The organism is Bacillus sp. FSL K6-3312, from assembly GCF_038007485.1.
Taxonomy (GTDB): domain Bacteria; phylum Bacillota; class Bacilli; order Bacillales; family Bacillaceae; genus Bacillus; species Bacillus pumilus.
The window spans coordinates 2,569,338-2,596,134 of sequence record NZ_JBBOXI010000001.1; the positions used below are offsets into that span (position 1 = coordinate 2,569,338).

29 protein-coding genes are annotated in these 26,797 nt (G+C 41.6%); 11 read left to right on the top strand and 18 right to left on the bottom strand.

Features of this window, described 5'->3' with window-relative positions:
- Window positions 1-27 precede the first annotated feature (27 nt).
- From MHI11_RS13360 to ggt, 13 genes are all read right to left on the bottom strand, one after another.
- Window positions 28-984 (bottom strand): sugar-binding transcriptional regulator, encoded by a 957-nt coding sequence (locus tag MHI11_RS13360; RefSeq protein ID WP_003211594.1) that lies wholly within the window; start codon window positions 982-984, stop codon window positions 28-30.
- Between the two features lie 93 nt (window positions 985-1,077).
- Window positions 1,078-1,863, bottom strand: coding sequence for an SDR family NAD(P)-dependent oxidoreductase (locus tag MHI11_RS13365; protein ID WP_044138923.1), 786 nt, complete (start codon window positions 1,861-1,863; stop codon window positions 1,078-1,080).
- A complete protein-coding gene (locus tag MHI11_RS13370; RefSeq protein WP_340961212.1) occupies window positions 1,841-2,542 on the bottom strand; it encodes an SDR family NAD(P)-dependent oxidoreductase in 702 nt (233 codons plus the stop codon). Before MHI11_RS13370 ends, MHI11_RS13365 begins: the two co-directional genes overlap by 23 nt.
- Window positions 2,543-2,567: 25 nt before the next feature.
- Entirely contained in the window at window positions 2,568-3,950 is a 1,383-nt protein-coding gene (gene lpdA, locus MHI11_RS13375; protein WP_044138925.1) for a dihydrolipoyl dehydrogenase, read from the bottom strand.
- 12 nt (window positions 3,951-3,962) lie between these two features.
- The gene (locus tag MHI11_RS13380) at window positions 3,963-5,285 is read right to left on the bottom strand and encodes a dihydrolipoamide acetyltransferase family protein (RefSeq protein ID WP_106065132.1); all 1,323 of its coding nucleotides are present in this window, start codon (window positions 5,283-5,285) and stop codon (window positions 3,963-3,965) included.
- A gap of 17 nt (window positions 5,286-5,302) precedes the next feature.
- Window positions 5,303-6,283 (bottom strand): alpha-ketoacid dehydrogenase subunit beta, encoded by a 981-nt coding sequence (locus MHI11_RS13385; protein WP_034620051.1) that lies wholly within the window; start codon window positions 6,281-6,283, stop codon window positions 5,303-5,305.
- A gap of 31 nt (window positions 6,284-6,314) precedes the next feature.
- The gene (locus MHI11_RS13390) at window positions 6,315-7,298 is read right to left on the bottom strand and encodes a thiamine pyrophosphate-dependent dehydrogenase E1 component subunit alpha (protein WP_044138927.1); all 984 of its coding nucleotides are present in this window, start codon (window positions 7,296-7,298) and stop codon (window positions 6,315-6,317) included.
- 182 nt (window positions 7,299-7,480) lie between these two features.
- The gene (locus MHI11_RS13395) at window positions 7,481-8,512 is read right to left on the bottom strand and encodes an alcohol dehydrogenase catalytic domain-containing protein (protein ID WP_185108907.1); all 1,032 of its coding nucleotides are present in this window, start codon (window positions 8,510-8,512) and stop codon (window positions 7,481-7,483) included.
- Window positions 8,509-8,955, bottom strand: coding sequence for a hypothetical protein (locus MHI11_RS13400; RefSeq protein ID WP_065097680.1), 447 nt, complete (start codon window positions 8,953-8,955; stop codon window positions 8,509-8,511). The genes MHI11_RS13395 and MHI11_RS13400 overlap by 4 nt, the downstream gene beginning before the upstream one ends.
- A gap of 61 nt (window positions 8,956-9,016) precedes the next feature.
- The gene (locus MHI11_RS13405) at window positions 9,017-9,295 is read right to left on the bottom strand and encodes a PTS sugar transporter subunit IIB (protein ID WP_003212259.1); all 279 of its coding nucleotides are present in this window, start codon (window positions 9,293-9,295) and stop codon (window positions 9,017-9,019) included.
- A 19-nt stretch (window positions 9,296-9,314) separates the two neighbouring features.
- Complete coding sequence (locus tag MHI11_RS13410; protein ID WP_003210771.1) at window positions 9,315-10,688, bottom strand: PTS galactitol transporter subunit IIC; 1,374 nt, start codon at window positions 10,686-10,688, stop codon at window positions 9,315-9,317.
- A gap of 54 nt (window positions 10,689-10,742) precedes the next feature.
- Window positions 10,743-11,210 (bottom strand): PTS sugar transporter subunit IIA, encoded by a 468-nt coding sequence (locus tag MHI11_RS13415; RefSeq protein WP_185108905.1) that lies wholly within the window; start codon window positions 11,208-11,210, stop codon window positions 10,743-10,745.
- Window positions 11,211-11,853: 643 nt separating this feature from the next.
- Window positions 11,854-13,605 carry a gamma-glutamyltransferase gene (ggt, locus tag MHI11_RS13420; protein WP_065097682.1) on the bottom strand — a complete coding sequence of 584 codons (1,752 nt, stop codon included), beginning with the start codon at window positions 13,603-13,605 and terminating at the stop codon, window positions 11,854-11,856.
- 226 nt (window positions 13,606-13,831) lie between these two features.
- Between ggt and MHI11_RS13425 the strand changes: the two genes are divergently transcribed.
- From MHI11_RS13425 to MHI11_RS13450, 6 genes are all read left to right on the top strand, one after another.
- Entirely contained in the window at window positions 13,832-14,290 is a 459-nt protein-coding gene (locus MHI11_RS13425) for an ASCH domain-containing protein (protein WP_065097683.1), read from the top strand.
- Window positions 14,291-14,496: 206 nt separating this feature from the next.
- Complete coding sequence (locus MHI11_RS13430; protein ID WP_003212390.1) at window positions 14,497-15,114, top strand: DUF47 domain-containing protein; 618 nt, start codon at window positions 14,497-14,499, stop codon at window positions 15,112-15,114.
- 15 nt (window positions 15,115-15,129) lie between these two features.
- Window positions 15,130-16,128, top strand: coding sequence for an inorganic phosphate transporter (locus MHI11_RS13435; protein ID WP_044138934.1), 999 nt, complete (start codon window positions 15,130-15,132; stop codon window positions 16,126-16,128).
- A gap of 145 nt (window positions 16,129-16,273) precedes the next feature.
- Entirely contained in the window at window positions 16,274-17,044 is a 771-nt protein-coding gene (locus MHI11_RS13440; protein ID WP_003211137.1) for a type II toxin-antitoxin system SpoIISA family toxin, read from the top strand.
- A complete protein-coding gene (locus tag MHI11_RS13445) occupies window positions 17,019-17,189 on the top strand; it encodes a type II toxin-antitoxin system SpoIISB family antitoxin (protein ID WP_034620052.1) in 171 nt (56 codons plus the stop codon). The genes MHI11_RS13440 and MHI11_RS13445 overlap by 26 nt, the downstream gene beginning before the upstream one ends.
- A 100-nt stretch (window positions 17,190-17,289) precedes the next feature.
- Window positions 17,290-17,421, top strand: coding sequence for a hypothetical protein (locus tag MHI11_RS13450; RefSeq protein ID WP_257474525.1), 132 nt, complete (start codon window positions 17,290-17,292; stop codon window positions 17,419-17,421).
- On the opposite strand, the gene MHI11_RS13455 is transcribed toward MHI11_RS13450, so the two are convergent.
- Window positions 17,410-18,309 carry an N-acetylmuramoyl-L-alanine amidase gene (locus tag MHI11_RS13455; RefSeq protein ID WP_065097684.1) on the bottom strand — a complete coding sequence of 300 codons (900 nt, stop codon included), beginning with the start codon at window positions 18,307-18,309 and terminating at the stop codon, window positions 17,410-17,412. The genes MHI11_RS13450 and MHI11_RS13455 overlap by 12 nt on opposite strands.
- 310 nt (window positions 18,310-18,619) lie before the next feature.
- Between MHI11_RS13455 and MHI11_RS13460 the strand changes: the two genes are divergently transcribed.
- A complete protein-coding gene (locus MHI11_RS13460; RefSeq protein ID WP_065097685.1) occupies window positions 18,620-19,168 on the top strand; it encodes an ImmA/IrrE family metallo-endopeptidase in 549 nt (182 codons plus the stop codon).
- Between the two features lie 26 nt (window positions 19,169-19,194).
- On the opposite strand, the gene MHI11_RS13465 is transcribed toward MHI11_RS13460, so the two are convergent.
- Window positions 19,195-19,818: a poly-gamma-glutamate hydrolase family protein gene (locus MHI11_RS13465; protein WP_065097686.1), complete on the bottom strand. Its 624-nt coding sequence runs from the start codon at window positions 19,816-19,818 to the stop codon at window positions 19,195-19,197.
- Window positions 19,819-20,062: 244 nt separating this feature from the next.
- On the opposite strand from MHI11_RS13465, the gene MHI11_RS13470 reads away from it, so the two are divergent.
- A complete protein-coding gene (locus MHI11_RS13470) occupies window positions 20,063-20,434 on the top strand; it encodes a DUF5412 domain-containing protein (protein WP_044138938.1) in 372 nt (123 codons plus the stop codon).
- A 36-nt stretch (window positions 20,435-20,470) separates the two neighbouring features.
- Here MHI11_RS13470 and MHI11_RS13475 read toward each other — a convergent pair whose 3' ends face one another.
- Window positions 20,471-21,295, bottom strand: coding sequence for a methyl-accepting chemotaxis protein (locus tag MHI11_RS13475; protein WP_065097687.1), 825 nt, complete (start codon window positions 21,293-21,295; stop codon window positions 20,471-20,473).
- Window positions 21,296-21,517: 222 nt separating this feature from the next.
- On the opposite strand from MHI11_RS13475, the gene MHI11_RS13480 reads away from it, so the two are divergent.
- From MHI11_RS13480 to MHI11_RS13490, 3 genes are all read left to right on the top strand, one after another.
- Entirely contained in the window at window positions 21,518-22,516 is a 999-nt protein-coding gene (locus tag MHI11_RS13480; protein WP_340961214.1) for an NAD(P)/FAD-dependent oxidoreductase, read from the top strand.
- Window positions 22,513-22,989: a hypothetical protein gene (locus tag MHI11_RS13485; protein ID WP_340961215.1), complete on the top strand. Its 477-nt coding sequence runs from the start codon at window positions 22,513-22,515 to the stop codon at window positions 22,987-22,989. The genes MHI11_RS13480 and MHI11_RS13485 overlap by 4 nt, the downstream gene beginning before the upstream one ends.
- Before the next feature lie 129 nt (window positions 22,990-23,118).
- On the top strand, window positions 23,119-24,471 hold the full coding sequence (locus tag MHI11_RS13490; RefSeq protein WP_340960248.1) for an IS1182 family transposase: 1,353 nt from the start codon (window positions 23,119-23,121) through the stop codon (window positions 24,469-24,471).
- Between the two features lie 117 nt (window positions 24,472-24,588).
- On the opposite strand, the gene hag (MHI11_RS13495) is transcribed toward MHI11_RS13490, so the two are convergent.
- Window positions 24,589-25,410 carry a flagellin Hag gene (gene hag / locus MHI11_RS13495; protein WP_044141245.1) on the bottom strand — a complete coding sequence of 274 codons (822 nt, stop codon included), beginning with the start codon at window positions 25,408-25,410 and terminating at the stop codon, window positions 24,589-24,591.
- Between the two features lie 286 nt (window positions 25,411-25,696).
- Entirely contained in the window at window positions 25,697-26,587 is an 891-nt protein-coding gene (gene hag / locus MHI11_RS13500; protein ID WP_044141244.1) for a flagellin Hag, read from the bottom strand.
- Window positions 26,588-26,797: the final 210 nt, after the last annotated feature.

The window sequence follows — 26,797 nt, forward strand, 5'->3', positions numbered from 1 at the left end:
TTATACAATTCGATGGCTGTTAGCCGTTTATTGGACGGAAGCTTCCTTTAAAATGGCTGCAGCCGTTAGTTCGTCTGTCACCAGCACTTGAATAAAGCCGCCATTTAAAGCCCCTAAAATACTTTCAGCTTTATGGGTTCCTTCTACAACAGCGATGACCGTTTTGACGCTCTTTAACTGCTCCAGTGATAAACCAATGACCTTTTGATTCAATTCATCTTGGACAGGCTTGCCTTGACCGTCAAAGAAACGAAAGCCAATATCACCAACAGCCCCTGATTGCCTTAAACCAGATAAATCCTCTTCTTTTAAGTAACCAACTGTTTTTAACGTTGAACCTTTATGCGGGTTGCCAATACCGATGAGGGCAATGTCTACATTTTTACCTTCTTCAAGCACAGCTTCTATATCCTGCATTGCCATGAGCCGCTCTTTTAATTCTTCTGTTTCTAAAATCGCCGGTGCATATAAATACGAACACGTGCCATTCATTTTCTTTGCCAGCTCATATGCCAGCTGATTGGCATGAATGTCGACTGCCTGCCTGCCCATTCCGCCCTCTAATGGAATGACCTTCACATCGTTTCTTCGCTCGAACGGGTATTCCTTTACAAGCGCAGCCAGTGTAGTTCCCCATGAAATACCGATTTTCTCCGCGTCTTTCATGTTTTTAGATAAATAATAGGCGCCTGCTTGACCGACTGCCCGTTTCACCATCTCAGACATTGTCCCGACGCTTGGGACAACGACAGCATCTGTTAATTGAAAAGTTGTTTCTAGCTGCTTTTCCAGTTCCACCGTATGAATACTTTCGTCTTTAATGTACACCTCAACGATTCCCACATCTTTTGCTTTTTGTAAGAGCTTTGAAATGACTGGTCTTGAGACATTGAGCTTTTTTGCAATTTCCTGCTGCGTCCACCCGTCTGTATAATAAAGATGAGCAACTTTGACGAGCTGTCGTCTTTCTTCCCAATTCAGCATGTGACATCATCCTTTTAATATACTATGATTCCCAGTATACCAAACATTCGTTTCTAATTGGCACAATTGTTATGAAAATGACAAAAAGAGCGATTACCTCTCCGCTCTTTCCCCCTCCGTATATTTTGGCTGATACGTTCTCCCGCCGTCTAACAGGATAATTTGTCCGTGTAAATAGCTTCCCTCGTCACTTGTAAGAAATATAGTGAGTCCTGCGATATCCTCTGGTTTCCCTAATCTCCCGACAGGAATGAGCGATTGCAGCTGCCTTTTCTCCACCTCAGTAGGATAGAGCGTATCAAGCATTTGAGATTCAATCACGCGGGGTGCAATCACATTGATACGCACATGGTGTGCCCCTAATTCCTTTACAAGCGAACGCATCAGGCCAAAAGCACCTGCTTTTGAGGCGTAATACTGAATTCCACCGCCTGAGCCAGTTATAGCAGATCCTGATCCAATCACGACAATGCTTCCTTCTTGCCGCTCACATATATAAGGTGCTGACGCTTTGATGCAATAATAAAGACCATACAAGTTCACAGCCAGTGTCTTTTTCCAAAGTGAAAAATCGACTTCTAAAAAAGGAAGTGATTTTGTCATCCCTGCTGAATACACAAGATGAGCAATGCCGCCTAGCTCCCTTTCAGCTGCTGAGATCATCTGCTGAACACTTTCCCACGATGAAACGTCAGCTTGAAATGTCAGCAGCTGAGAGTGCTGTTTTTTTAAAAGCGAAAGTCCTTGTTCATCTATATCGGACACAGCCACTCTGTGACCTTCTTTTAAGAAACGCTCGGCAATTTCCTTTCCAATCCCTTGGGCACCGCCAACGATGAGAACTGATTTTTGATCATTAGCCAGCACTCTCACCCCCATCAAGCATAATCGCTGCACCATCTGTAAATGCGCCATATGATGTACTTAAAAAGACCGTCATATGGGCCACAGACTCCTTGATTTGCTCTGCATTAGGAATCAAATGGAGAGGGGGCGGTAATAAGGCGAGCACCCGAATGCCTTTGTCTTTAAATTCTCGCGCCAGCCCTTTTGTCATGGCATTCAGCATAGAATTCGATGTCGCATGTGAAATTCCGCCATCACCAGTAATACTGCCTGATGACGATATATTAATAATGCAGCCTGTTTTCTGGTCAACCATGTGCCATACGGCAGCTTGACTGGAAAGAAAGACAGTATTCACAGCTGTTCCCACTTCGTCCATCCACTCATTAGGGTGAGCGGCATCAAGCTCCGCTTCAGCTCCTTGCGCTGCTTGATTGACCAAAATATCCAGTTTCCCGCATGTATCGATCACTTGCCTCAGCATACGCGTGGCATCACGTGGCGTTTCTAGTGGGTTCATAATGATACTCGCCTGACCGCCCATTTTTTGAATGTCTTCACAAATGGTTCTAGCCTTTGATTCATCATGAAATGTGTGTAAAAAAACATGTGCACCTGCCTGGGCTAAAGCTAGGCAGATGGCTTCTCCAAATCCATCTGTGCTACCTGTCACAAGTGCCGCTTTCTGATGAAGCTGGACGTGCACATGCATCTCCTCCCTATCCCTTGTTTGGCATTTATTTTCTCAGCTTACTCACGATTTCAAGAGCTGCTTCATAAAAACCTTCTGAGATGGTCGGATGCGGATGAATCATTTTCGCCATCTCTTCTGCTGTTCCTTCTAAATACATAAAGGAAGAAGCTTCTGAAATCATTTCTGTGACATGCGGACCAACCATCGTTGCACCGATCACTTCACCATATGCTGTATCGTACACCAATTTAATAAAGCCTGTTTGAACACCTGCCGCTAACGCTTTACCGCTTGCCGCTAAATCAAATCGTTCTGTTTGTACGCTGAGCCCTTTGGCTTTTGCCTCTTTCTCCGTAAGACCGACACTTGCTACCTCTGGTAATGTATAAATACATCTAGGCATAATATCAACATTCATTTTTTCAGGCACGTCGCAAATATTACTGACCGCAACAGCAGCCTCTGCCATCGCCGCATGAGCCAGCTGATAACCGCCGGCGACATCCCCAACTGCGTATACACCTTCAGCACTTGTCTGCATCTGATTATTCACCTTGATAAACGGGCCATCGAGCTGAAGATCAAGCTGGTTAACAGCTGATACATTCGGTCTTCTTCCAACGCAGACAAGCAGTCTTTCCGCTGTAAAGATGTGCGTCTCCCCTTTATCATCTGTTGCATGGACCGCTTTGACTCCTTCGCTTTCCGTCACCTCTGTCACAGTGGTTTTCTTCGCGATATGGATGCCCTTTTTCTTGAGTTCTCTTTCTAGCAGCTTAGATGCTTCTTCATCCTCTTGCGGGATAATGGACGGTGCCGCTTCAATAATGGTGACTTTTGATTGAAGACTTTGGAAAATACAAGCAAGCTCAAGACCGATGACACCTCCGCCAATAATGACGACAGAAGCAGGAATATCTGGGATGTCAAAGATTGTATCACTTGTATCAAATGAAATATCTTTAAGCCCCGGTATTGGCGGAATAGCTGGTGTAGATCCAGTAGCAATGATTAACTCTTTCGTTTCAATCGATTCTGATCCATCTTGTTTTTCAATCTCAATCCGATGCTTTGTCACCGCTGTGCCTCTGCCGTTATATACATCAATCTTTCCTTGCTTTAATAAAAAGGCGATTCCGCCTCTGAGCTTTTCAATGACGTCATCTTTGCGCTTTCTCATTTTATCGAAGGAAAGAATCATGTCACCTGTTTCGATTCCCCAGCTTTTCGCCTTCTCGATTGATTCAATGACTTCTGCATGTTTCAGCAGGGTCTTTGAAGGGATACAGCCTCGATTTAAACAAGTACCGCCTAGAAAACCCTCCTCAATCAAAGCAACCTTCCGTCCGCGCTCAGCCGCTTGAAGGGCGGCAGTATACCCGCCAGGCCCTCCGCCAATGACTGTCAGATCATACGTTTTCGTCATCCGATTCATCTCCTACATTAGCAATTCAAATGGTTGTTCAAGCACTTTTTTAAGGTCTGTTAAAAAGGCAGCCGCTGGTGCGCCATCTACAACTCGGTGATCAAACGATAAACTGACACCCATCATTGGCCGCACCTGAATTTCTCCATCTACTGCAACAGGTTTATCTTGAATCCGTCCTACACCTAAAATCGCCACTTCTGGCTGATTAATGATTGGGGTAAAAGTATCAATGGCATACATACCTAAGTTACTAATCGTAAAAGTGGAGCCTTTCAGCTGGTCAGGAAGCAGTTTTTGATCGCGTGCGTTTCGGCCAATTTCTTTCGCTTCTTTTGTCAGTTGTTTTAATCCTTTTTGATTCGCATGAGAAATGACTGGTACCATCAAGCCGTCTTTCACTGCAACAGCGAGACCAATGTGTACATCTTCATGGAAATGGAGCTCATTTTGTTCAAATGTCATATTGATCTGCGGGTGGCGCGTGAGTACATGGCTGACCGCATGAATGATGATTTCTGTGAACGACAACCTGTAGCCTGTCTCTTTTTCAATCGCCGGAAGTAACTGCTGACGCACTTCTTTCGCTTTCGTCATATCAATTTCACTTGTTAATGTGACGTGCGGTGCTGTAAAGGCACTTTGTGACATGCGATCAGCAATCACTTTTCTCATGCCAGCTAATTTTTGTGTTTTCACAGGCGAAGCCTCTTTTGTTTGCGTTGCTGCTTGTACGTCACTCTTCATGATCTTACCGTGAGCGCCAGATCCAGAAACTGCTGCTAAATCGATTCCTTCACGAGCAGCGACTTTTTCTGCAAGCGGTGAGACGCGCTGGTCTTTCTCGCTAGAATGAACGACTGCCTCGACGTCCCGCTTTTGGACTCTGCCTTTTGGCCCTGTGCCAGATACCTCTTGAATCGCCACATGATGATCCTTTGCCGTTTTTCTCGCTGCGGGCGTGGCACGTACTTTTTCATCAGATGTTTTTGGGGCTTCATTAGAACTGGATGAAGACGAGTCTGGTGAAGACGATTCGCCGCTTTCTGAGGAATCTTCATCAGCCTGTGCTGGCGGCTCGCTTGGCACCTGTTCATTTGCCTCTCCGATATATCCAATAACAGCATTGACTGGAATTTGATCATCAGCTTCGTAGTATTTCTTTAGAAAAATGCCATCATCATAGGCTTCCACCTCGATGTTGATCTTGTCTGTCATAATTTCAAAAAGAGGCTCACCGACTTCAACCGAATCTCCTTCTTCTTTCAACCATTGAAGCAAGGTTCCGATCTCCATCGTACTGCTTAGCTTCGGCATAAATATCTCTTTTGGCATGATCTTCTCCCCTTTATTTAAGAGCGTACAAGCTCTTTTGCTGCTTCAATAATATCTGGCACTTGTGGAATGACCGCTTTTTCAAGCGTTGGGTTATAAGGTATTGGTACCGCAAGTCCGCCAAGACGTTTAATAGGAGCATCTAAGTAGTCAAACGCTTCACTTTCCGCTATCATACTTGCAATCTCTCCGCCATAGCCGCCTCGTTTGACCGCTTCATGAACCACGATACATTTACCTGTTTTCTTCACAGATTCGATAATGGTTTCTTCATCTAATGGGACAAGTGTTCTTGGGTCAATGATTTCAACATCGATTCCCTCTGCTTCTAGTTCCTTCGCCGCTTCTAATGCTTTGTGTACCATAATCGCTGTTGCTACAATCGTGACGTCCTTCCCGCTTCTTTTCACATCAGCTTTCCCTAGAGGAATCGAATACGGTTCTTCAGGCACTTCACCGATTGTTTTATATAAAAGCTTATGCTCGTAGAAAATAACAGGGTTGTCATCATCCATTGCTGCTTTTAAAAGTCCTTTGGCATCATAAGCTGTTGAAGGCTGAACCACCTTTAGTCCCGGAATATGAGCCATCCACGCTTCTAAGCTTTGTGAATGCTGCGCTGCGGCACCCGTTCCTGATCCTGCTGGTGTTCTCACAACGAGTGGTACTTTTCCTTTTCCGCCAAACATGTATCGTGTTTTGGCTGCTTGGTTTACAAGCTGATCCATTGCGATTGTAATAAAGTCAGAGAATTGAAGTTCTAAAATCGGACGCATACCTGTCAAAGCCGCTCCGACTGCACCTCCTGCGATGGCAGCCTCAGAGATTGGTGTATTGCGTACGCGCTCTGGACCGAACTCTTCAATCATGCCGCGCGTGACCCCAAAAGCACCACCATATACGCCGATATCCTCACCTAAAATGAATACATCTTGGTTCTCTCTCATTTCCTGACTCATAGCCTCTCGAACGGCTTCTAAATATGAAATCTCTCTCACTGTTGTTTTTGTCACGTGATTCCCCTCCTAATTAGGCGTATACATCCTCTAATAGTGTATCGATTGACGGTTCTTTACTGTTTTTAGCGAATTCTACAGACGCTTCAATTTCCTGCTTCGCTTCTTCCTGTAAGACCGCTGCCTGCTCTTCTGTCAAAACATTTAGTTCAATCAAGAGAGACTTAAAGCGTTTGATTCCGTCTTTTTGTCTCCACTCTGTTTCTTCTTCACGTGTACGGTATTTTTTCGCATCACTCTTAGAGTGACCCTTCCAGCGATACGTTTTCATTTCAATAAGTGATGGACCTTCTCCAGCTCTTGCGCGGCTGACTGCTTCATCTACTGAGTTCATAATCTCGACCATGTCATTTCCATCAATCGATTTCCCAGGTATTCCGTAGCTTTCTGCTCTTGTTGAAATGTCTTCAATGTTGATCATTTCTTTTACAGGGCCAGACATACCGTACTGGTTGTTTTCACAAATGAATACAACAGGTAGATCCCAAATGGATGCAAGATTTAGCGCTTCGTGAAAGCTGCCTTCATTCGTCGCTCCATCTCCGAAGAAACAAAGAACGACAAAGCCTTCCTGTTTCATTTTAGATGTGAGCGCTGCACCTGTTGCCAATGGGATACCGCCTCCAACGATTCCATTTGCGCCAAGGTTCCCTTTTTCTAAATCAGCGATATGCATCGAGCCGCCTTTTCCTTTGCAATAGCCAGTCTCACGTCCGAATAGTTCTGCCATCATCTTATTGACCTCTGCACCTTTTGCAATACAGTGACCATGTCCACGGTGTGTGCTGATGATCTTATCTTCGTCCTTTAATACGGCAATTGATCCAACAGCTGACGCTTCCTGTCCGACACATAAATGAGTGGTTCCATGGATAAGTCCTTTGGCAAAGAATTGATCGACCTTTTCATCAAAATATCTCACTAACCACATTTGTTTATATAAATCTGCTAATCTCTCATGACTAATCTGTTCAGGCAAAGTGATTTGTTTTTGCATTTCTTCTCTCCCCTTTACATTTGTTCTTATGTGTTACATTTGTAATTATCATACGTTTAAGTGTCATTGAAGTCAAGCATTTCTCTTTCATTTTTAAGCGTTTTCATCTTTTATCAGAAAAAAAGAGAAAGGCAAAGCCCTTTTCTAAAGAACTTCTCTTTCTCTTCCAATCTAGTGCGCCCTCATTCATCTGGATACATCATGATTTTGACACTCTCACCTTCAGGATGCCTTGCGCATTCTATCGCCTGAAGGAGCTGACTTAACGGATAACGATGCGTCACCATCTTTTCTGTGTTGACCACTTTTGCTCTTAGAAGTTCAAGGGCTTCGAGGTAGTGATAAGGATGTGAGGAATAGGCTCCAACTACTTTCACTTCATCATGGAAAAACCGATCAGCCGGAATGGAGACGTCTCCCTTTGGAAAATGAGCAAACACTAAAATCGTTCCGCCTCTCGCTACTGCTTGAAACGCTTCTTTTAAAAGCGCACTACTCCCAACAGAAATAATGACGAGGTCTGCTCCCTTTCCATTTGTTTCTCTCATGACCCGGTCTTCCACCGGCTCAGAGGCAGGATGAAAAGCGACGTCTGCACCTAAATTTCTCGCTTGCAGCAGCCGGTTCTCATTCACATCCGTTATCATCACTTTCCCAGCCAAGTAGTATTTGGCAAGCTGTAGTTGAATGCAGCCAATTTGCCCCGCTCCAAGGATCAGTACAGAATCTCCTGGATGAACAGGTGCTCGTTCAAACCCGTGCAGGCAGCAGGCGACTGGCTCCACCATCGCCCCTTGCTCATATGAGACGTCATTCGGCAGCTTGCCCATTGTGTGCTTGACATGCAATGCAGGTACGCGGATATACTCTGAAAACCCGCCTGGCTCTACATTAGTGGCTGCAAACTGCGGACACATTGTATAAAATCCTTTTTGACAAAAGTCACAGGTGAAGCAAGGTACATGGTGCGCAACATAAACCCTGTCTCCCGTTTTTATATTTGTTACATGCTTTCCAGTTTCAACAACATCTCCAGCGATTTCGTGCCCTAGTACCATTCCTGGAGGTACCGTCTCATGTGTTGCTTTGTAAATATCTGTGCCGCATAAGCCGCAGGCACGCATTCTTAATAGCACTTCATCATCACCAATCGCAGGCCGGTTCCGCTCCTCATACCGAATGTCCTCTGAAGAATAAAAGACAGCTGATTTCATGTAGCTGCATCCTCCTTTGCATCACCTTTCGCAAAACCTTGCAACGTTTGCACAAGCTGCTTGTACTCACTCATCTCACTGGATATCCAGTAACGTCCTCCGAATATGCGAGATGGACCCACCCTGACATAAACTTTTCCGATATGAGGGTATGGCTTGATAAAAAGCTTTCCTTTAATATCAGAGACCGCATATGTGTGCCATCTGCCAAACGCTCCGATTTTGAGTTTATCTTCACTAATAATGACGTTTGTCGGCTGGTTCAGTCCAGTGATGCTAGAAAGCATGAGAATAGGCAGCGTATAAACGCCTAACACAGCTAACGGTTCAGGTCCTGCTGACATTAACGTATAAAGAGACCAAAGGAAAAACAGACAGATGAGTACGGCTGGAAGAAAAATAGACAACACTGCAGACGTTCGGCTATAAGCATGATGCTGCATGAGACGTCCTCCTTTCAGATACATAAAAGGAGCCGGGAAAGCTCCTCCATGGAATGATTGTTTACTTAATATGATCGATGATTTTTTCAATATCATCTTCAATGCCAAATCCGGTTAAAAAGGATAATGTTTGAATCACAGGCGTTCCTTTCGTATCACTCACTGGTGTTGTCGTTACGATTAAATCGGCGCCCTCCGCTTTTTGCGGGACTTCAGATGCCTTGCACTGTTCAACCACGACATCATATCCTTTTTCCTTTAACGTCTCTTCGACCTTTTTGGCAACAACCGTTGATGTTGCAACCGCTGTTCCGCATGAAACCAATATTTTCTTTGCCATAAGAATCCCTCCAGCTCTTTTATTGATCTTTCTGATCTAAGCCCATTTCTTTCGCATACTGCTTTCTAATATCATTTCGCACCCAGTACCATAGAAGCGCATAAGCCAGAGCACAGATGATGGCTGCAATAAAGTACGGGTTGCTCGGATCAAGAAGTCTCACCATGATCCAAGGAATGACGTGGGAACCAAGGTCAATACCTGAAATCATATTGGCTCCTTCTGGGAAGTCAAACCCGACTGCTTTCCCCATTGTTGTCGCAAGCGGTGCGAGATTCGTTGCGATAAAGAAGACAATCATTAATGTAAAAATACTGTTAATAAGACCGCGAATAATGTTTCCACGAGCGGCTGCTACTGCCCATACAACTGTAAATGGTAGAACTGATAAATCAGCAAACGGCAGCATGCCATTGTAAGGCAGAACGACTGCAAGTAGAATCGTAATCGGCACCATAAGAAGGGCTACCGCCATATTCGCCGGATGACCAATCACAATCGCTGTATCTAAACCAATATAGACATTTTTCCCAGGGAAGCGCTTTTGAATATAAGAACGAGCGCCCTCAGAGATTGGAATAAGACCTTCCATTAATAACGCAACCATTCTTGGCATTAGCACAAGAACTGCTGCCATTTGAATACCAAGCGTCATGACGCCTTTCGCATCATAGCCGCCTAAAAGACCAATAATGATACCAAGTATGAGACCCATCACAAGCGGTTCGCCAAAAATACCAAAACGTTTCTTCAATGTTTCTGGATCAGCATGAATTTTGTTTAAGCCAGGGATCTTGTCAATGATACGGTTGGACGCATACATAAGCGGTGCGAAGTTGACCGTTTCAGCATGAGCCATCGATACGCCTTTCAATCCAAAATGGTGTTCGATTGTAGGTGCCGTCCAATCAGCTAATTTAAGCGTGATAGCAGAGACGATCAAACCAACAGCAAGTGCCAAGAACATATTATGATAAGCGTAGTAAGTCACAGAGGCTGCGAAAATCAAATGCCAGAAGTTCCAAATATCCACATTCAGCGTTTTCGTAAAGTTAACGGACAATAAGATGACATTTAACAAAAGCACAAGAGGTATCATCAAAGGGGCAACAGGTGTACCGAAGGATATAGCCGCTCCAATCGGCCATCCAACATCCAAAATATCAAGCTTTAGCCCAAGGGAATTAACCATGGCTTTTGCTGCTGGCCCAAGGCCGCTCACAAGCAAATTAATAACAAGGTTGACACCGACAAAACCAATTCCGATCGTAATACCGGCTCGGAAGGATTTCTTAAAGCCTTGCCTTAAAATCATACCGAAAAGCGTCATAATAATCGGGAGCATAATAGTTGGTCCAAGGTCTAATATAAAATCGACAGCTTGCTTGATCATACATCCACCTCCTGAATTTTTCGAATAAAGCGCTTACAATCTTTTTGTGAAAGGCTATTGGTTTAATTCTTTCTGAAGCACAGCAACCGCTTCTTCATACGACGTCATATCAGACAACCTCATCATCACCTCTTCTTTTCTAAAAAGTGTCATGAGCTTCTCTAACATCACAAGCTGCTTACTAGGTTCAGAGATTGCTAGGACGAACACAATTTTGGCTAGCACAGTTTCATCAGGGCTCCCCATCTTGTGAAAGATAACAGGTTCCTTTAAAGTGGCTACACTAATCGCCGGTTTGTTCACATGCTCAGGATCTGTATGTGGAATTGCTACCCCAAAGGTCGCAAGTGGAAGGCCCGTAGGATATGTTTTTTCTCTTTCAAGCACCGCTGGTAAAAAGCTCGACTTAATATATCCTCCCGCTTCTAATCGCTCTGCTAAATATGTGGTCACCTCCTCTCTCGAAGATGCATCGCACTGTAGCTTGATCAGCTGTTCATCTAACTCAAACAAGTTGTTCAAACAACCACTCCTTTCATTTGGTATAAATATGAACACATGTAACAAAAAGAAAGAACATTTTGGAATAGAACCTTTTATAAAGCGCTTACAAATATACGTTCTGAAAAATGTTCAATGTTGTTACCTTTGTAAAGATATTATAATATTCTAAATTATAAGTCAATGTTCCTAGGAAAAATTTTATAAAAAAAGATGCAGTCTTTTCTGCATCTCAGATTGTTGACAAAGGGCTAAAATGATCTTTATTTAGCCCTTTGTCTTCTTTTCAGTGTGACCTGAAAACCTTTGAAGCCTAGGAAGGACGGCTACTTTTGCGGAGCGAATTTGCAATTCGTGAGCACCAGCACGCAGGACTGACAAAGAATGCGAGGGTTTGTCTACACGCTGAGATGCGGTCTTTTCTGCATCTTTCATCAACTCTGCTCTACTTCTTATTAAATGTGACTTCCTCTCTCTAATTACTCTGTACTTGCTCTTTGATGTCAGCAACAAATTTGTCATTAATCATTGAGAAATACATTACAGTCCTGTACTTCATAAATGGCGAAGCGTCTTCCGCTCTTTGATCAGCTGTGTTTCTTTTATTTTAAATAAAAAAAGAAACGCCATCCTTAAGAGGCGCTTCTTTTCCCAGGAAATGTTCTTATTGGGCAGATAGCTTTAAATTGACGCCAACGGCAGTTCCGTTTCTCGAGGAGTCAGCCACTCCAGTAAAGGTTCCTGCTTTTCGATCAATGAGTAGTGCTTGGACATTTCCTATATCAATAGGCGAATTGCCGAAACGATGTCCCATGTCATTAAGCTTTGTTCTCACATCGAGAGGGACACCTACTTCATAACGATAAGAAGTTGGGCTGTTTGTATAAATTCTTGGTTCTTCAACTGCATCCTGAAGCTCCATCTCATATTCAAGCAAATTCAAAATGGTTTGTGAAACAGAAGCAATGATGGTCGTTCCCCCCGGTGAACCTACTGTCATGACAGGTTCATTATCTTTAAAAATGATGGTCGGTGTCATACTGGACAATGGTCGTTTATTCGGCTGAACTTCATTTGCTCCGCCTGGCCTTGCATCAAAATCTGTTAGTTCATTGTTTAAGAAAAAGCCATATTCCGGGACGAGAATCCCTGTACCAAATAACTGTTCAATGGTTGTCGTGAATGACACAACATTTCCCCACTGATCGGCAACAGTAAAATGTGTGGTCTCACCAATGGTTTTATCTTCAGGCTGCGGAACAATAGGGGATGGATTTTTTTCATCCTCATACGCCCATGGATCTCCTTCTTTCGGGTTACGATTCATTTGATCTAATTGAATAAGAGAGGCTCTTTCTGAAATGTAATCATCGTCTAATAGTCCGTTTAGTGGAACATCTACGAATTCGGGGTCGCCGGCATATGCAGCACGGTCAGCATAGGAGAGATGCATTGTTTCAGCAAGTAGTTGATATTTTTCGAATGATTTGGGGTCATATTGAGATAGGTTAAAGTGATCAAGTATTTTGAGCATTTGCAGCATAAACACCCCGCCTGAGCTTGGTGGAGGCATACTTGCAAGCTGGTATCCTTTATAGTCTCCCCAGATAGGCTTGTCAGTCTTGACCTCATAACGACCAATGTCATTAGTTGTCATTGTTCCGCCAAAATCTTGGACTGTATTTGCAAGTGCCTTTGCTACTTTTCCTTCATAAAATGCTTTGCTTCCTTTTTTCGCAATGAGCTTAAATGTTTTTGCAAGACCTGGCTGAACTAGGAGGTCCCCTTCTTTGAGCGGCTGATCATCTGGAAGAAAGATTGGCGCTGCGGCCGTTTTTTTCAATTTTCCTTGATGATCATCAATGGCTTTTGCCAGGACAGAATCGATTTCAAATCCATCCTCTGCAAGCTGAATGGAAGGCTTAATTAATTCCTTCATCGAGCGGGTACCCCACTTATCTAATGCCGCCTCAAGACCTTTTACAGTCCCTGGAACACCAACAGCATTACCGTGTGTAGATCGCTCATCGAACGGGATGACTTTTCCCTCATCTGTTAAAAACATGTCTGGTGTTGCGCCTTGTGGTGCTCTTTCTCGACTATTGATGATGGATGTTTCTTTTGTCTTCCCATCATAAACCATCATAAATCCTCCGCCACCAATTCCAGACATCATTGGCTCTGTCACATTCAGTGCGTACTGGATGGCAACAGCAGCGTCAACAGCGTTTCCACCTTTCTTTAATACATCTGCACCCACTTCTGATGCGAGTGGATGGGCAGTAGCCACCATGCCATCCTTCCCAACAGCTACTTTATTCCCATGAGTTTCGTTTGCAGTGACCTGACTGACAGGCAGGAAAAACGAGAAAACCAACAGACATATGGACAAAATAGTTAGAGAAATGCGTTTCATACACAACACCCCTTCCATATTCTTACTTTGACCATACCGACTTCTTGACCAGAATACAATAGATTATTCTAAAATTTCTAAATTTTTCATTCTATCATCCTATATTCATCAAATATAAAGCGGATTTTCAAAACATATGACATACTTACTAAGTAGGGATAAAGACATACCCTTTCATGTTTTTGATTTCGCGGTATAATAAACGCATCACGAAGGGGGAAGGATGATGAATCAGAAGAGCACCTTATTTTGGGAAACATATTGGAAAGAAAAATCAGAAAGCGCACCAATTGACGCATCTGTTTCCGCTTGGGCATTTGGAGCAGACCCAGATCATTTACTTGACCTTGTTCTGAAAGGGAAAAAAACAGCGACTTGTTCTGGACATCTTTTTTACGAAAAGGAACAGGAGCCGCTTCCAAAGGCAGGACAATATGCGGTCATTTTGGACAGCCATGACGAACCAAAAGCCATCATAGAAATCACGCATGTAGATGTCATGCCAATGAATGAGGTTCCAGAATCATTTGCCCAAGCAGAAGGTGAAGGCGATCTTTCATATAACTATTGGTACAGAGCCCATCAAGCATTTTTCACAGAAGCACTCAAACCGTACGGATTAGAATTTAAAGAAGACATGCTCCTAGTTTGCGAGCGATTTAAACTAGTTTATTCAGCTACTTAAGCTTTAAGCGGCGCCAAAAATGGACCGCTTTTTTCATTTCTTTTCTCCTTTCTGCAAAAGGTGTGTTGAGAACACATCTTTAGGTCAGAATAAGATCAAATAGAAAAAGTGAAGAAATTTTCGACTACACCTGTTTTTTTTCGACAAAAGAATATATAATTATTTGATGTGTGCATTGTCTCATTTATACAATGGAGGGTTTTTACATGTTAAAAAGGAAAAAAGACAAGTTTTCCGTCTTGTTAACGGAAATTGCTAAAAATTTAGATGAAACTGCTGAGTATTTTGTTAGCTATAAAGTAACAAATCAAACCACTCTGAAAGAATTTTCTGACACATTGAAGGAATATGAGACAAAAGGTGATAATCATGTTCATACGATGATTAAAGAACTGAACAAAGCCTTTATTACGCCGATTGAACGTGAAGACATTCTTCAATTGACGAATAGCCTCGACGATGTTTTAGATGGAATTGAGCATTTTTCAGCAACAATGGAAATTTATTCAATGACAAGCTCTGACGAACATATCGACAAATTCAGCCACTACATCAGAGAATGTGCAAAGGAAATTTTAATTACAATCGATTTACTGGCTGAAAATCGCTTAAAAGATATTCAACCACACGCAATCAAAATCAAAGAGATCGAGCATAATTGTGACAATCTTTATCGTAAATCACTTAAGAACTTGTTTGGAAAAGAAACTGATCCAATCAAGGTCATTCAATACAAAGAAATTTACGAAACACTTGAAGAAATTGCTGATTCCTGTCAAAGTGTTGCCAACAATCTAGAAACAATCATTATGAAGAATGCGTAACGGGGTTAGTTAAACATGGACACATTACTCATCCTTACCATATTTATTGTCATTTGTGCACTTGCTTTTGATTTCATCAACGGATTCCACGATACAGCAAATGCCATTGCCACTTCGGTTTCAACAAAGGCGTTAAAGCCTAGACATGCTATTATTATGGCAGCGTTCATGAACTTCTTAGGAGCAATGACATTTACAGGTGTGGCAAAGTCCATTACAAAAGACATCGCAGATCCTTTCACACTTCAAAACGGTTCTGTCGTCATTTTGGCTGCTTTAATTGCGGCCATTACTTGGAACTTGCTTACTTGGTATTACGGAATTCCGAGTAGTTCTTCGCACGCACTGATCGGATCAATTGCAGGAGCTGTTATTGCCTCTGCTGGTTTTGGCGCTTTAAACTATTCGGGGTTCATTAAAATCATTCAAGCACTGTTGCTTTCACCTATCCTAGCTTTCGTATTGGGATATATCGTGTATACCATTATCAAAATTATATTCAGAAACAACAATCTCGCAAAAACAAATAAACAATTCCGACGTGTTCAAATTTTAACTGCTGCACTGCAATCGTATACCCATGGAACAAACGATGCGCAAAAAGCGATGGGGATTATTACGATGGCTTTAATTGCAGGTAATTTGCATACAACTGACGACATTCCTTTCTGGGTACAATTCTCTTGTGCGCTTGCAATGGGACTAGGTACTTCTATTGGCGGCTGGAAGATTATTAAAACAGTCGGCGGTAAAATTATGAAAATTCGTCCAGTAAACGGAGTATCTGCCGACTTAACGGGTGCAGCTATTATCTTCGGTGCGACATTTATTCACTTACCTGTTAGTACCACTCACGTGATCTCATCTTCTATTCTAGGTGTAGGTTCTGCACACAGAGTAAAAGGAGTAAACTGGGGTACGGCAAAACGCATGCTTGTCACTTGGGTGATCACATTACCGATTTCGGGAACTCTAGGGGCTCTTATATACTTTGTGTTACATGCGATTATCTAATATCAAAGACCTGTCTGACAGGTCTTTTTTTATTTGCCCGCACACTTCAACACCTTTTCCTACAAGCCATTTTTTCATGAAGCAGGGTTTCCAATCATATCCATAGAAATGAATAAGTATCCATCTGTCTATGGGAGAGAAGAACATGCTATTATTTTTTCAATTGACCGTGTGGTTATTGCTAGGTGCTCTTGCTGTATATGTATTTGCCGTATGGCGCTTTGAACAAAAAGTAAAAGAAAAGATGTTTGCCATTCGTAAAACGTGGTATTGGATTTATGTAGCTGGTGCTGTTGTGTACTGGACAAATGACCCTTCTTCAATCTTTACCGATTGGATGCACTACTTGATTATTGCCGTTTTTTTTGCATTAACCGATGCATTCATCTTTCTCAGCTCCTATATTAAAAAACTCGGAAATCACGAACTGGAAACCGACACCCATCAACTCCTAGAACAAAATAACGATTTACTTCATTCTTACCTCAATAAGCTAAAAACGTACCAATACCTATTGAAAAATGAACCGATTCATGTATATTATGGAAGTGTAGAGGCATATATAGAGGGAATTGAACGGCTCATTTATTCTTTTGCCGACAAGATGAATATTCAAGCAGTTCTTTGTCCATACGATACGCAGGAACAAAAAGATGACCTGCTGCGGACACTTGACCAGCGAGCTCTTATTCAGGCGAAGCTTGACAGGCAGGAAGTCTATTACGATGATTTCGGCAAATTGGTGCTCATCCCGTTTTCTGTAGCAGATGATCACTTCGTCATTAAGCTCACCTCTGATGACATTGTCACTGAGTTCGACTATTTATTAATGACGTCACTTACAACAATTTATGACCTAATCTTGCCTGACGAAGAGGAAGGTGATGAAGATGGACCACGCACTTCAAGGGGATAACAACAATCGCAAGAAAAACCCTTTTAAGATTTTAAAGAAAAAGCAACATATCAGTATGGCGGATTACAAGGTAAGCCCCCATACAGAGCGTATTTTTAAAAAGAACGAACAGCTCTTGGGTGAGTATAAAAATAAAAGGGCTTGATTACACTAAAGGACGCGGAACAAAATCCGCGTCCTGCTTCCATTTTCACATAGACTTGCATACAATAATCTATACGCTGCAACGATTGAGGTGCCAATAAATGAAAAAGAAAATCAAACAATTGAGATATGTTCAGTTTGCTGAATATAAGTCGTCGCCTTATATGCGTCGATTAAATGAGCAAAGTGAAGCAGTCATCCAATCATACAAACAGAAACACTCACTTACTTAACAGCTTCAGAAGTTTTTCCTTCGTTTTAGGTCCGTATATCCCATCACTTGTCAGACCATTTACCAGCTGAAAACGCGCTACGGCGTTCGCCGTTTTTTCTCCGTAAACTCCGTCTATTCCTTTATTTGCAGCTGCTTTATCAGGATAAAAATAAACAGCAGCAAGCGCCTGTTGGACGAGGCGTACGTGCTCTCCCTTTGTCAATGGAGAAGTCACCTTTAAAACCCCATCTGGCAGCTCATACAAGCTCTTTGCATCGTTAAGATAAATTTTGAGAACCTGTCCAATTTGAATCTTATTCGGATCGCTAATGTCATTCCACTTCTGTAAATCCTGAACTGTGACCCCATGAGCTTTCGCAATACTCGTTAACGTATCCCCGCTTTTCACGACATACGTGATGACCGTCTCCGGATCTTCTGCCGTTTCAATCCCTTTTTTAAATTCATCCCAAGTAGATAGAAGCTGGCGTGGGCATGCTTTTCCAGACCAGTACTGATGTGTGACCACGTTTGCTAGCGGAATGTGATGTTCTTTTAACAGCTTTTGAATGAGCCATTGTGCATGTTTGACCGCTTGCTGAAAATTTCCATCTTCATTCTCACAAATTTCAATACCGATCGACTTCCGGTTACCCTTCCCATGACCATCCCCTGCATGCCAGCCATTTTCATTTAATGGCAGATGCTGAAAGATTTCATGATCATCCACTGTAAAGTGCCAGCTCACCTCAGTCGTTGGGCTTTTTACATAGGCCGCATGACTTTTCGCATCCGCTCCCTTTGACGTGTTTGCTGTGTTATGCACCGTTACATACTCCGGTGTCATCGCATATCCTGGGCGGTTCCCGTTTCCAACTGGAATAAAATCTTGATAAATTTGTACCATCTACTGCACTCCCTTTTGCTAGATTGAATTGATCTTTCTCATCAATCGGTGGCGTTCGTAAGACAATACTTGTTTGTTTTCATGAGAAGACTATGGTAAAATTTGAATTCAATTCACTCTTTTTATTAGTGAGAAGTGCAAAAATACAGAAAAAAACAGGAATTAATTCCATTTTTCCTTGATTTTATGTTAAAATTGTTAAAAATACGCCGATATAAAAAGTAAGTAATAGCTCATTTAGCTATTTAGTCCTATATGGACTTTTCTTTTACGCCAAAAATAGAACATACGTTTGTATGGAGGTTTTCAAATGACTGGTTTTTTAACCCATTTAGAAGAAGATATTAAGCGTTTATATGATCAATTGCAAATAAGCGGTCCTGCTTATAGAGAGATGCAAAGGATCGCTTCTGAATTTCGTGTATGGGTCCATTACGAAGAGACTGGCAGCATGATGATCCAGCATCAAGGTCTTTACAGTATTATCTTAAACAGATCCCTATCACCTGAAGAACAGTGGCAGGATTTTGCCCACGAGCTTTGTCATGTGCTAAAGCATACTGGCAATCATTTCAAAATGAACAAACTCTTTCGAGAACTGCAGGAGTTTCAGGCAAAACAATTCATGTACCACTTTTGTGTGCCAACCTTTATGCTGCTGAAAATGAAGCTTCCAACCCTTCGGCAGCAAGCCATTTTGCATATTGCTCAAACGTTTCACGTCACTTGGGCTTTTGCTGAAAAACGGGTTGCCTTATTCGAACAGCGAAAAGCAGGTATTCGCTTTCAACAGGAGTTTACGTCTTATTTAATGAAAGCAGAAAGAGTCGCAGAAAAAGAAGCCGTTTATCAAACGTAAATAATCGGACATAAAACGATAGAAGTTTATTCATAAAGGGCTAATACTTGTTTGAGTACATTTGTGTACCGATAAAATTGTTCAGTTTGTGTATCTCGCCGGTATCGACGCCTAAAGTCTTGAAAGAATGCTCTTCTTTGCGCCTGACTAATTTCAAGTTGTACACTTTTTCCTGTCAAACATTTGTTATTGATATTATCAGGATGCGTTCCAGAAAAACGATCAGATTCGGCTAGCAGCAATGCGTGAAAGCCATTTAGCGTTAAACGCTTCACAGTTTCTGCCGCTCTTTCTCTGTCCGTACCCCCCACTAACGTTTGAAGCACCTCTGTTTCTCCGTAACCATGAAGTGCAAACGTATAATGATGGGTATGCACCTCTGAAAGGCAAAGCGGCTCATCAAAGCGTGTGCTTGTAATATGAAGAACATGATTGCCTTTTACTTTAAGGCCTTCAAATAAATACATAGAATAATCACAAGATATTTCATGAACAAGCTCACTCACGCCTGATTCAATTCCTCCGGCATGAGGCGACAAAACCAGAAGCTGGTCACCTTTCCGCTCGTGAAGAATTTGATAATCAATCCCTTTTCTTTCATGAGCGGAAAGCTCTTCATAACTTTGATACGTATCGATAATTTGCCTCATGTCATCTGCTCCATTTCTTTATATGAGCATAAGTCTACTGATCCCTCATTCTTTTGTAAAGAGGTTTCGAATCAAATATACCACTTGAATTCTTCCTTAAATCTTCCTTACATTTACGCCATTCTGTTGAATTTTGAGAAAAAATGACCGATAATTGAAATGGATAGAACTTTTGGACTATATGAATCTTTTTGTATTCTCTCTCATAAATTAGAAATATTGTGATCTACATCTGGAGGAAATCATGTTAAAAAAGAAAACGACCCTCACTCTGATCATCTTACTCCTTAGCTTCGCTGGCATTATTTATTGGAAATGCTTCTCTCTTCAAGGCGTGTCTCACGGAACATTCATCCGCTCGATGTCATCACCTGACGGAATGTATATCATCAACACCTATCAGCATAGCGGAGGAAAGCTAAAGGAAAACGCAGTCAGAGCAGAAATTGAAAACAAACTGACCCACCGCAAGAAAACGATTTACTGGAAATACCCTGATAAAGACCCTCTCATCCAATGGAAAAACGGACAGCTTGTTCAAATTGGACATGAATTTTTAAATGTGGTGAAAGGCGACACGTATGATTATCGCTTTGATCAGAACAAGAGAAAATAACGACATACAAAAAACGAATCCTCTTGGATTCGTTTTTTACGTTGACATGACGGTTTGCATGAATTTCTTCATATCCTTACTAACCGTCGTCAATCGATCGACAATTTCACTAAACTCTGTCACAAGTGAAGCCTGTTCTGATGAAGAACCTTTCATATGGTCCATACTCTCAAGTAATGTATGTATATTGGAGGAAATTCCTTGCAGTGAGCTTTCGATGTTTTCTGTTGCACGTGAAGTTTCACTTGAAAGCTTTTGAACCTCACTTGCTACAACACTAAAACCTGCTCCCTCTTTTCCTGCCCTGGCCGCTTCAATTGACGCATTCAATCCTAGCAAACTCGTTTGTTTCGAGATGCCTTTAATCATTTTTGTAATATCGGTTGTTTGTTTCGAGCTTTCAAGAGTTTGCTGCGTTTGTAAGGTCATCTCCTCACTTGTAGCAGAAAGCTCCTCTGAATGTGCCGCCACCACGTGTACTTTTTCTTGAATACTTTGAATAATGTCATTCAATGATTCCATATATGCTTCAAGCTCTAATTGATTTTTGAGCGGAAAACCTAAAGCGAGTGCACCAATCACTTGCCCATTTCCATCAAAAATGGGCAATCCCATTGCATTTAAAGGTACTCCATATACTGATTCAGGCACAAACATACTCGATGTCTCACCTCTCAGCGCTTTTTTCATATTCAGATCATCTGGTTTAATACGTTCACCAGCTCGAATTTGAAAATCAACATCTTTCGATGGCAAATACAGCAAAAATTTCTCTCGGTCAATGACACCCATCGTCACTTCATTTTTTAAAATCTGCATCATATAAGGTGCTGCTGTCACTATACTCTGTAGTATATCCATTTTCCCTACCCCCTTGTATTATTTATCGGTCGTTCTTTTTAAATAATAGTTATTTTTTAAAAATAATGATGATGATGAAAGTTATTTCTCATATGTACGAGTAAAAAGAAGGAGATTCCCTATTTATATTCAACAAAACGTAAATTTGCTATAATTTAAGTATCAACATATGATGAAATGGTCATGTAATCATTTTATATATATTCATTGGAGGCGCATGTTGTGAGACAACCTATGACATATGAGCGGGCGATCGTCATTGGCAGTGGTATGACGGGAATACTCGCTGCAAAAGTTTTATCAACGTTTTATCATCAAGTTTTCATGATCGAAAAGGACGAAATGCCAGACTCTCCTAAGAATCGTCTCGGCACTCCTCAAGCTTTTCATCCACATAGAATGCTGCCACTAGGCAAGCAAATAGTGGAACGTCTATTTCCTGGTTATACAAAAGAGTTACTGACAATGGGCGGATTTAATACGTGGCATCAACCCTCTCGATTTATCACAAAAGATGGTGAATTAACGCTTACTGATACCGAAGAAACAGCTGTCACAAGACGTGCCATGCTAGAGTGGGTGCTGATGCAAAGAATGTTAAATGAAAGACGGGTGCAATGTTTAGAAAAACATGAAGCCCTCTCACTTCAGTTGAAAGAGGGAACAAACCAAGTCATCGGACTGATCGTGAAAGATCGGCATGAAAAACCAGGAAGCATTTTTGAAATGAAAGCAGATTTAGTGATCGATACATCTGGAAGAATGTCTAAATTGCCAAAATGGCTGAAGGATGCTGGACTGACCTTACCGCGGGCAGATGAATTATCTGTGTCACTCGGTTACAGCACAAGATACTACAAGATACCACCAGAAGCGCCATACCAGCAATCAATGGTCGTCGTGGGTCAGCCGGAGAGGCAAATCCCAACAGGGCTATTTGAACGGGTAGATCATGATTTAGTGGCTGTTCTTCTCTCTGCAGCTGGCGGATCACATTATCCAACAACGGATGCTGATCAATTTGATTCCGAAACAGCTGCACTGACCCATCCCGCAATAGCAGATGCCATCACTCATTTAACGCCCTATACAAAGCCAAAAGGATTTAGAGTACCTTCTTGCGTGAGATATCACTATGAACAAATGCACGATTGGCCGAGTGGATTATTGGTGATGGGCGATGCCTTGTGTACATTAATCCCATTCATGGGCAAGGAATGACAAAGGCCGCACTCGAAGCACAAACTCTTGAGCGTATGCTCAAACAAGCACAAAAAAAGGAGCAGCTATCATTTGAAAAGGACACATTACAACAAATGCAGCATGCCAATGAACTTGGCTGGTGGCTTTGTGCGATTGCTGATATGGCGTGGGAAGGCGTCAAATTAAAAGGAGAAACAACCATTCCCCATTTGACGTTCATACAAGGATTTTTAAATCGCTACGTACAATACACCATAGTAACAAAACAGCCTGAACGTCTTGAAGCGTATCACCAAATGCATTCTTTCTTAATAGAACCGAGAGAAATCATCAACTTAGAACAGTTGCATAACATGATTCAAGCCGACACCTCTGGAGAAACGGCCGAATGGTGGAGTCAGTGGGATCAAGAGGACGATGAACGCAATCGAGCTTTTTTCCATGAAGCGGTTCCTGACTTTCGTTTACAGCACTTGCTTTCATTAGATTGAAACAAAAAAAGCCCCTTAGTGGGGCTTCAGGCTGTCGAGAAAATCTCGACAGCTTTATTTTTTCCCTTAAAGTTTCCATTCCCCCGTTTTATAATAGAGAAAAGCATACTAAAGGAAGGTGTTTTTCTCATGTTCCACACTAGAAATTCTTCTCAGCACGAAGCCGAATTTGTATTGCTAGATCAACTGGTCGAAGAGGATCACCTGCTTCGTAAAATTGATCAGTACATTGATTTTTCATTTATCGTAGATAAAGTCAAACCCTATTATAGTGAGAATAAAGGTCGTCCTTCTCTTGATCCACTTATTTTGTTCAAAATGATGTTTATCGGATACCTGTACGGTATCCGTTCTGAAAGACAACTTGAAAAAGAAATTTACTATAACATGGCGTATAGATGGTTTTTAGGTTTGAACATCAATGACCCCGTTCCCCACCACTCGACCATTAGCTGGAATCGTCGTACTCGATTCAAAGATACAACGATTTTTCAAGACATTTTTGATGAAATTGTGCTTCAAGCCATCAATCATGATATGGTAGGAGGCCGCGTTCTTTTTACTGATTCGACTCATCTTAAAGCCAATGCCAATAAACATAAATATACGAGAAAAACGATTGAACAAGATACTCAGAACTATATAAATGATTTAGAAGAAGCGATCCAAGAAGATCGAGAGGTACACGGAAAAAAGCCCTTAAAGGTAAAAGAGGAGGTGAAAACGGAAAAAGACATTCGTCAAAGTACGACTGACCCTGAAAGTGGCTATCTTTATCGTGAAAACAAGCCAGAAGGCTTTTTCTACCTAGACCACCGTACAACGGATATGAAGTACAATATCATCACGGATGCCCATGTCACGCCCGGCAATATCCATGACTCTGTTCCGTATCTTGATCGATTGGATCACCAAATCGCCCGATTTGGTTTTCAAGTAGAAGCTGTTGCCCTTGATTCTGGTTATTTGACAACCCCAATCTGTAAAGGTTTATCCGATCGCCGTATTTTTGGTGTCATCGCACATAGACGCTTTCATCCAACAAGAGGATTATTTGAGAAATGGAAATTTCAGTATGATTCTGAACATGATCACTACATATGCCCAAATGGCGAGAAGCTATTATATACAACAACTGATCGAAAAGGTTATCGATTCTACAAATCAGACCCTAAAAAATGCGTATCGTGTCCTTTCCTAGAGAGCTGTACAAGGTCGAAAAATCATCAAAAAGTGATCTCAAGACATGTATGGGAAGAACATAAAGAAAAGATCAGACAAAATCGTCTGTCTGCTTCTGGAAAAGAGCTATATAAAAAAAGAAAAGAAAAAATAGAGCGAAGCTTTGCAGATTCAAAACAACTGCATGGGCTTCGCTACTGCCGGTTGAGGGGAAAACAAAATGTGAGTGAGCAAGTGCTTCTCACAGCTGCCTGTCAGAACATGAAGAAGATTGCCACACACCTAGCGAAGCTAGGCTAGGTGTGTGGGAGGCCTTTTTCTTTAATCTCATCCATCATCATTACGATGAAAATAAAAAAGATTGTAGAAAAACATGAGTTTCTCTACAATCTGAAGCCCCTTAGTGGGGCTTTTTCATTAACGTAATAATTGAAGTACGTTTTGCGGCTGTTGGTTTGCTTGAGCTAACATTGCTTGAGATGCTTGAGAAAGAATGTTGTTCTTTGTGAACTCACTCATTTCTTTCGCCATGTCAACATCACGAATACGAGATTCAGCAGCTGTTAAGTTTTCAGCAGAAGCACCAAGGTTGTTGATTGTGTGCTCTAGGCGGTTTTGGACTGCTCCAAGTGCTGAACGCTGTTTAGATACTGCACCGATCGCTTCATCAATTTTTGCTACTTCGACGTCAAAGTCAAAACCATCTTCATTTACTTTAATATCTTTGACAGTCAAGGTTTCAGCGTCCATTTTGCCGATCTGTACGTTGATATTTTGCTCAATGTTTGCGCCAATTTGAAATTGGAATCCATCTTCAACGCTACCATCCAACAGATTCTTTCCGTTGAATGCTGTACGCTGAGAAATCCCATCAATTTCATCTACCAAAGCCGTGAGCTCTTCTTGAATAGCTGTTAAATCTTCTGTTTGTTGAGTCCCAACGTTACCCGCTTGAACTGTTAATTCACGCATACGTTGAAGGATCGCATGTGTTTCAGTTAATGCACCTTCAGCTGTTTGAATAAGAGAGATACCATCTTGTGCGTTTTTAGATGCCATTTCTAATCCGCGGATTTGTCCACGCATTTTTTCAGAGATGGCTAGACCTGCTGCGTCATCTCCTGCACGGTTGATACGAAGACCAGAAGAAAGCTTCTCCATGTTCTTTTGCCCTGCTCCATTGTTTGCAGACAAACGATTCAGTGTGTTAAGTGCTGCGATATTGTGGTTAATTCTCATGTTTAATGACCTCCATGTGTTTGAACCAATTGAACATCCTTGTCCAAAAGTTCTAAATTAGAATTTTTTTGTAAGCCTTACAATCCCTTTATCGAACTTTAATGGAATTTGTTTAACAAAAAAGGAATAAATAAGGTAAAAGTCTCATTGGTTATGATCGTTTCGCTAGAGTATGCCAAATTTAAAGGTCATTTTTCATGATTTATAAGCGGGATTTAAGAATCATAAGACTGGAGAAAATGCGAAGAAAACAGCATAAAAAAAAGCCCCATTAAGGGGCGTTTCATTAACGTAGTAATTGAAGTACGTTTTGTGGCTGTTGGTTCGCTTGTGCAAGCATTGCTTGAGACGCTTGAGAAAGAATGTTGTTCTTTGTGAACTCACTCATTTCTTTCGCCATGTCAACGTCACGGATACGAGACTCAGCAGCTGTTAAGTTTTCAGAAGATGCACCAAGGTTGTTGATTGTGTGCTCTAGACGGTTTTGAACCGCACCTAGTTTAGAACGTTGATCTGACACTTGTTTGATTGCATTATCAACGATATCTAATTGATCATTGAAACCACCTGCAGCACCTGCAGCAATAGTTGCAAAATCAGTTACTTTAAGAGCTGAAACTGTTTTAGTTGCATCAGCTGGGTCTGTTCCAAGTTTATCAGCAGACATTGCTTTGATGTTTACATCTAATTTTTGTGCTTTGTTTGCACCAATTTGGAAAGTTAATGTAGCTGTTTCAAAATCACCATTCAACAATTTTTTACCGTTGAACTCAGTACGATCAGAGATACCATTTTTATCAGTACCGTTACCAATTTCTTGAACTAGGTTATTGATTTCTTCTTGAATTGCACCAAGATCTGTATCGTCTTGTGTACCAGTGTTTCCAGCTTGTACAACTAGTTCACGAACACGTTGAAGGATTGAGTGAGTTTCAGTCAATGCACCTTCAGCTGTTTGGATAAGAGAGATACCGTCTTGTGCGTTTTTTGAAGCCATTTCTAATCCGCGGATTTGTCCACGCATTTTTTCAGAGATTGCTAGACCTGCTGCGTCATCTCCTGCACGGTTGATTTTAAGACCAGAAGAAAGCTTCTCCATGTTCTTTTGGCTCGCACCGTTGTTTGCAGACAAACGGTTTAATGTGTTAAGTGCTGCGATATTGTGGTTAATTCTCATTTCCTATTACCTCCATGTATGTGGGACCTGACAGACGTCCTTGTCTGAAAAAAGTCCTTTATTCTAGGGCTTATCAACCCTACAATTCTTTTATCGGAATATTTCATAGGAAGTTTAACACTTTTTAATATTTATTTATTAATTTATCAGTCTTAATTCATGATTTAATTCTATGGAAATGACGTATTGTGTGCTCCTTTTAAAATATTA

Excerpts from the sequence above, each read along its gene's own strand:
- MHI11_RS13475 (WP_065097687.1), bottom strand. The coding sequence starts at position 21,295 with ATGGATATACTACAGAGTATAGTGACAGCAGCACCTTATATGATGCAG.
- lpdA (WP_044138925.1), bottom strand. The coding sequence starts at position 3,950 with ATGACGAAAACGTATGATCTGACAGTCATTGGCGGAGGGCCTGGCGGG.
- MHI11_RS13365 (WP_044138923.1), bottom strand. The coding sequence starts at position 1,863 with ATGGGGGTGAGAGTGCTGGCTAATGATCAAAAATCAGTTCTCATCGTT.
- MHI11_RS13360 (WP_003211594.1), bottom strand. The coding sequence starts at position 984 with ATGCTGAATTGGGAAGAAAGACGACAGCTCGTCAAAGTTGCTCATCTT.
- MHI11_RS13435 (WP_044138934.1), top strand. The coding sequence starts at position 15,130 with ATGGACACATTACTCATCCTTACCATATTTATTGTCATTTGTGCACTT.
- MHI11_RS13440 (WP_003211137.1), top strand. The coding sequence starts at position 16,274 with ATGCTATTATTTTTTCAATTGACCGTGTGGTTATTGCTAGGTGCTCTT.
- MHI11_RS13455 (WP_065097684.1), bottom strand. The coding sequence starts at position 18,309 with ATGGTACAAATTTATCAAGATTTTATTCCAGTTGGAAACGGGAACCGC.
- MHI11_RS13425 (WP_065097683.1), top strand. The coding sequence starts at position 13,832 with ATGAATCAGAAGAGCACCTTATTTTGGGAAACATATTGGAAAGAAAAA.
- MHI11_RS13400 (WP_065097680.1), bottom strand. The coding sequence starts at position 8,955 with ATGCAGCATCATGCTTATAGCCGAACGTCTGCAGTGTTGTCTATTTTT.
- MHI11_RS13410 (WP_003210771.1), bottom strand. The coding sequence starts at position 10,688 with ATGATCAAGCAAGCTGTCGATTTTATATTAGACCTTGGACCAACTATT.
- MHI11_RS13380 (WP_106065132.1), bottom strand. The coding sequence starts at position 5,285 with ATGCCAAAAGAGATATTTATGCCGAAGCTAAGCAGTACGATGGAGATC.
- hag (WP_044141245.1), bottom strand. The coding sequence starts at position 25,410 with ATGAGAATTAACCACAATATCGCAGCACTTAACACACTGAATCGTTTG.
- MHI11_RS13430 (WP_003212390.1), top strand. The coding sequence starts at position 14,497 with ATGTTAAAAAGGAAAAAAGACAAGTTTTCCGTCTTGTTAACGGAAATT.
- hag (WP_044141244.1), bottom strand. The coding sequence starts at position 26,587 with ATGAGAATTAACCACAATATCGCAGCACTTAACACATTAAACCGTTTG.
- MHI11_RS13470 (WP_044138938.1), top strand. The coding sequence starts at position 20,063 with ATGTTAAAAAAGAAAACGACCCTCACTCTGATCATCTTACTCCTTAGC.
- MHI11_RS13390 (WP_044138927.1), bottom strand. The coding sequence starts at position 7,298 with ATGCAAAAACAAATCACTTTGCCTGAACAGATTAGTCATGAGAGATTA.
- MHI11_RS13490 (WP_340960248.1), top strand. The coding sequence starts at position 23,119 with ATGTTCCACACTAGAAATTCTTCTCAGCACGAAGCCGAATTTGTATTG.
- MHI11_RS13405 (WP_003212259.1), bottom strand. The coding sequence starts at position 9,295 with ATGGCAAAGAAAATATTGGTTTCATGCGGAACAGCGGTTGCAACATCA.
- MHI11_RS13450 (WP_257474525.1), top strand. The coding sequence starts at position 17,290 with ATGAAAAAGAAAATCAAACAATTGAGATATGTTCAGTTTGCTGAATAT.
- ggt (WP_065097682.1), bottom strand. The coding sequence starts at position 13,605 with ATGAAACGCATTTCTCTAACTATTTTGTCCATATGTCTGTTGGTTTTC.
- MHI11_RS13465 (WP_065097686.1), bottom strand. The coding sequence starts at position 19,818 with ATGAGGCAAATTATCGATACGTATCAAAGTTATGAAGAGCTTTCCGCT.
- MHI11_RS13460 (WP_065097685.1), top strand. The coding sequence starts at position 18,620 with ATGACTGGTTTTTTAACCCATTTAGAAGAAGATATTAAGCGTTTATAT.
- MHI11_RS13485 (WP_340961215.1), top strand. The coding sequence starts at position 22,513 with ATGACAAAGGCCGCACTCGAAGCACAAACTCTTGAGCGTATGCTCAAA.
- MHI11_RS13445 (WP_034620052.1), top strand. The coding sequence starts at position 17,019 with ATGGACCACGCACTTCAAGGGGATAACAACAATCGCAAGAAAAACCCT.
- MHI11_RS13370 (WP_340961212.1), bottom strand. The coding sequence starts at position 2,542 with ATGCATGTGCACGTCCAGCTTCATCAGAAAGCGGCACTTGTGACAGGT.
- MHI11_RS13395 (WP_185108907.1), bottom strand. The coding sequence starts at position 8,512 with ATGAAATCAGCTGTCTTTTATTCTTCAGAGGACATTCGGTATGAGGAG.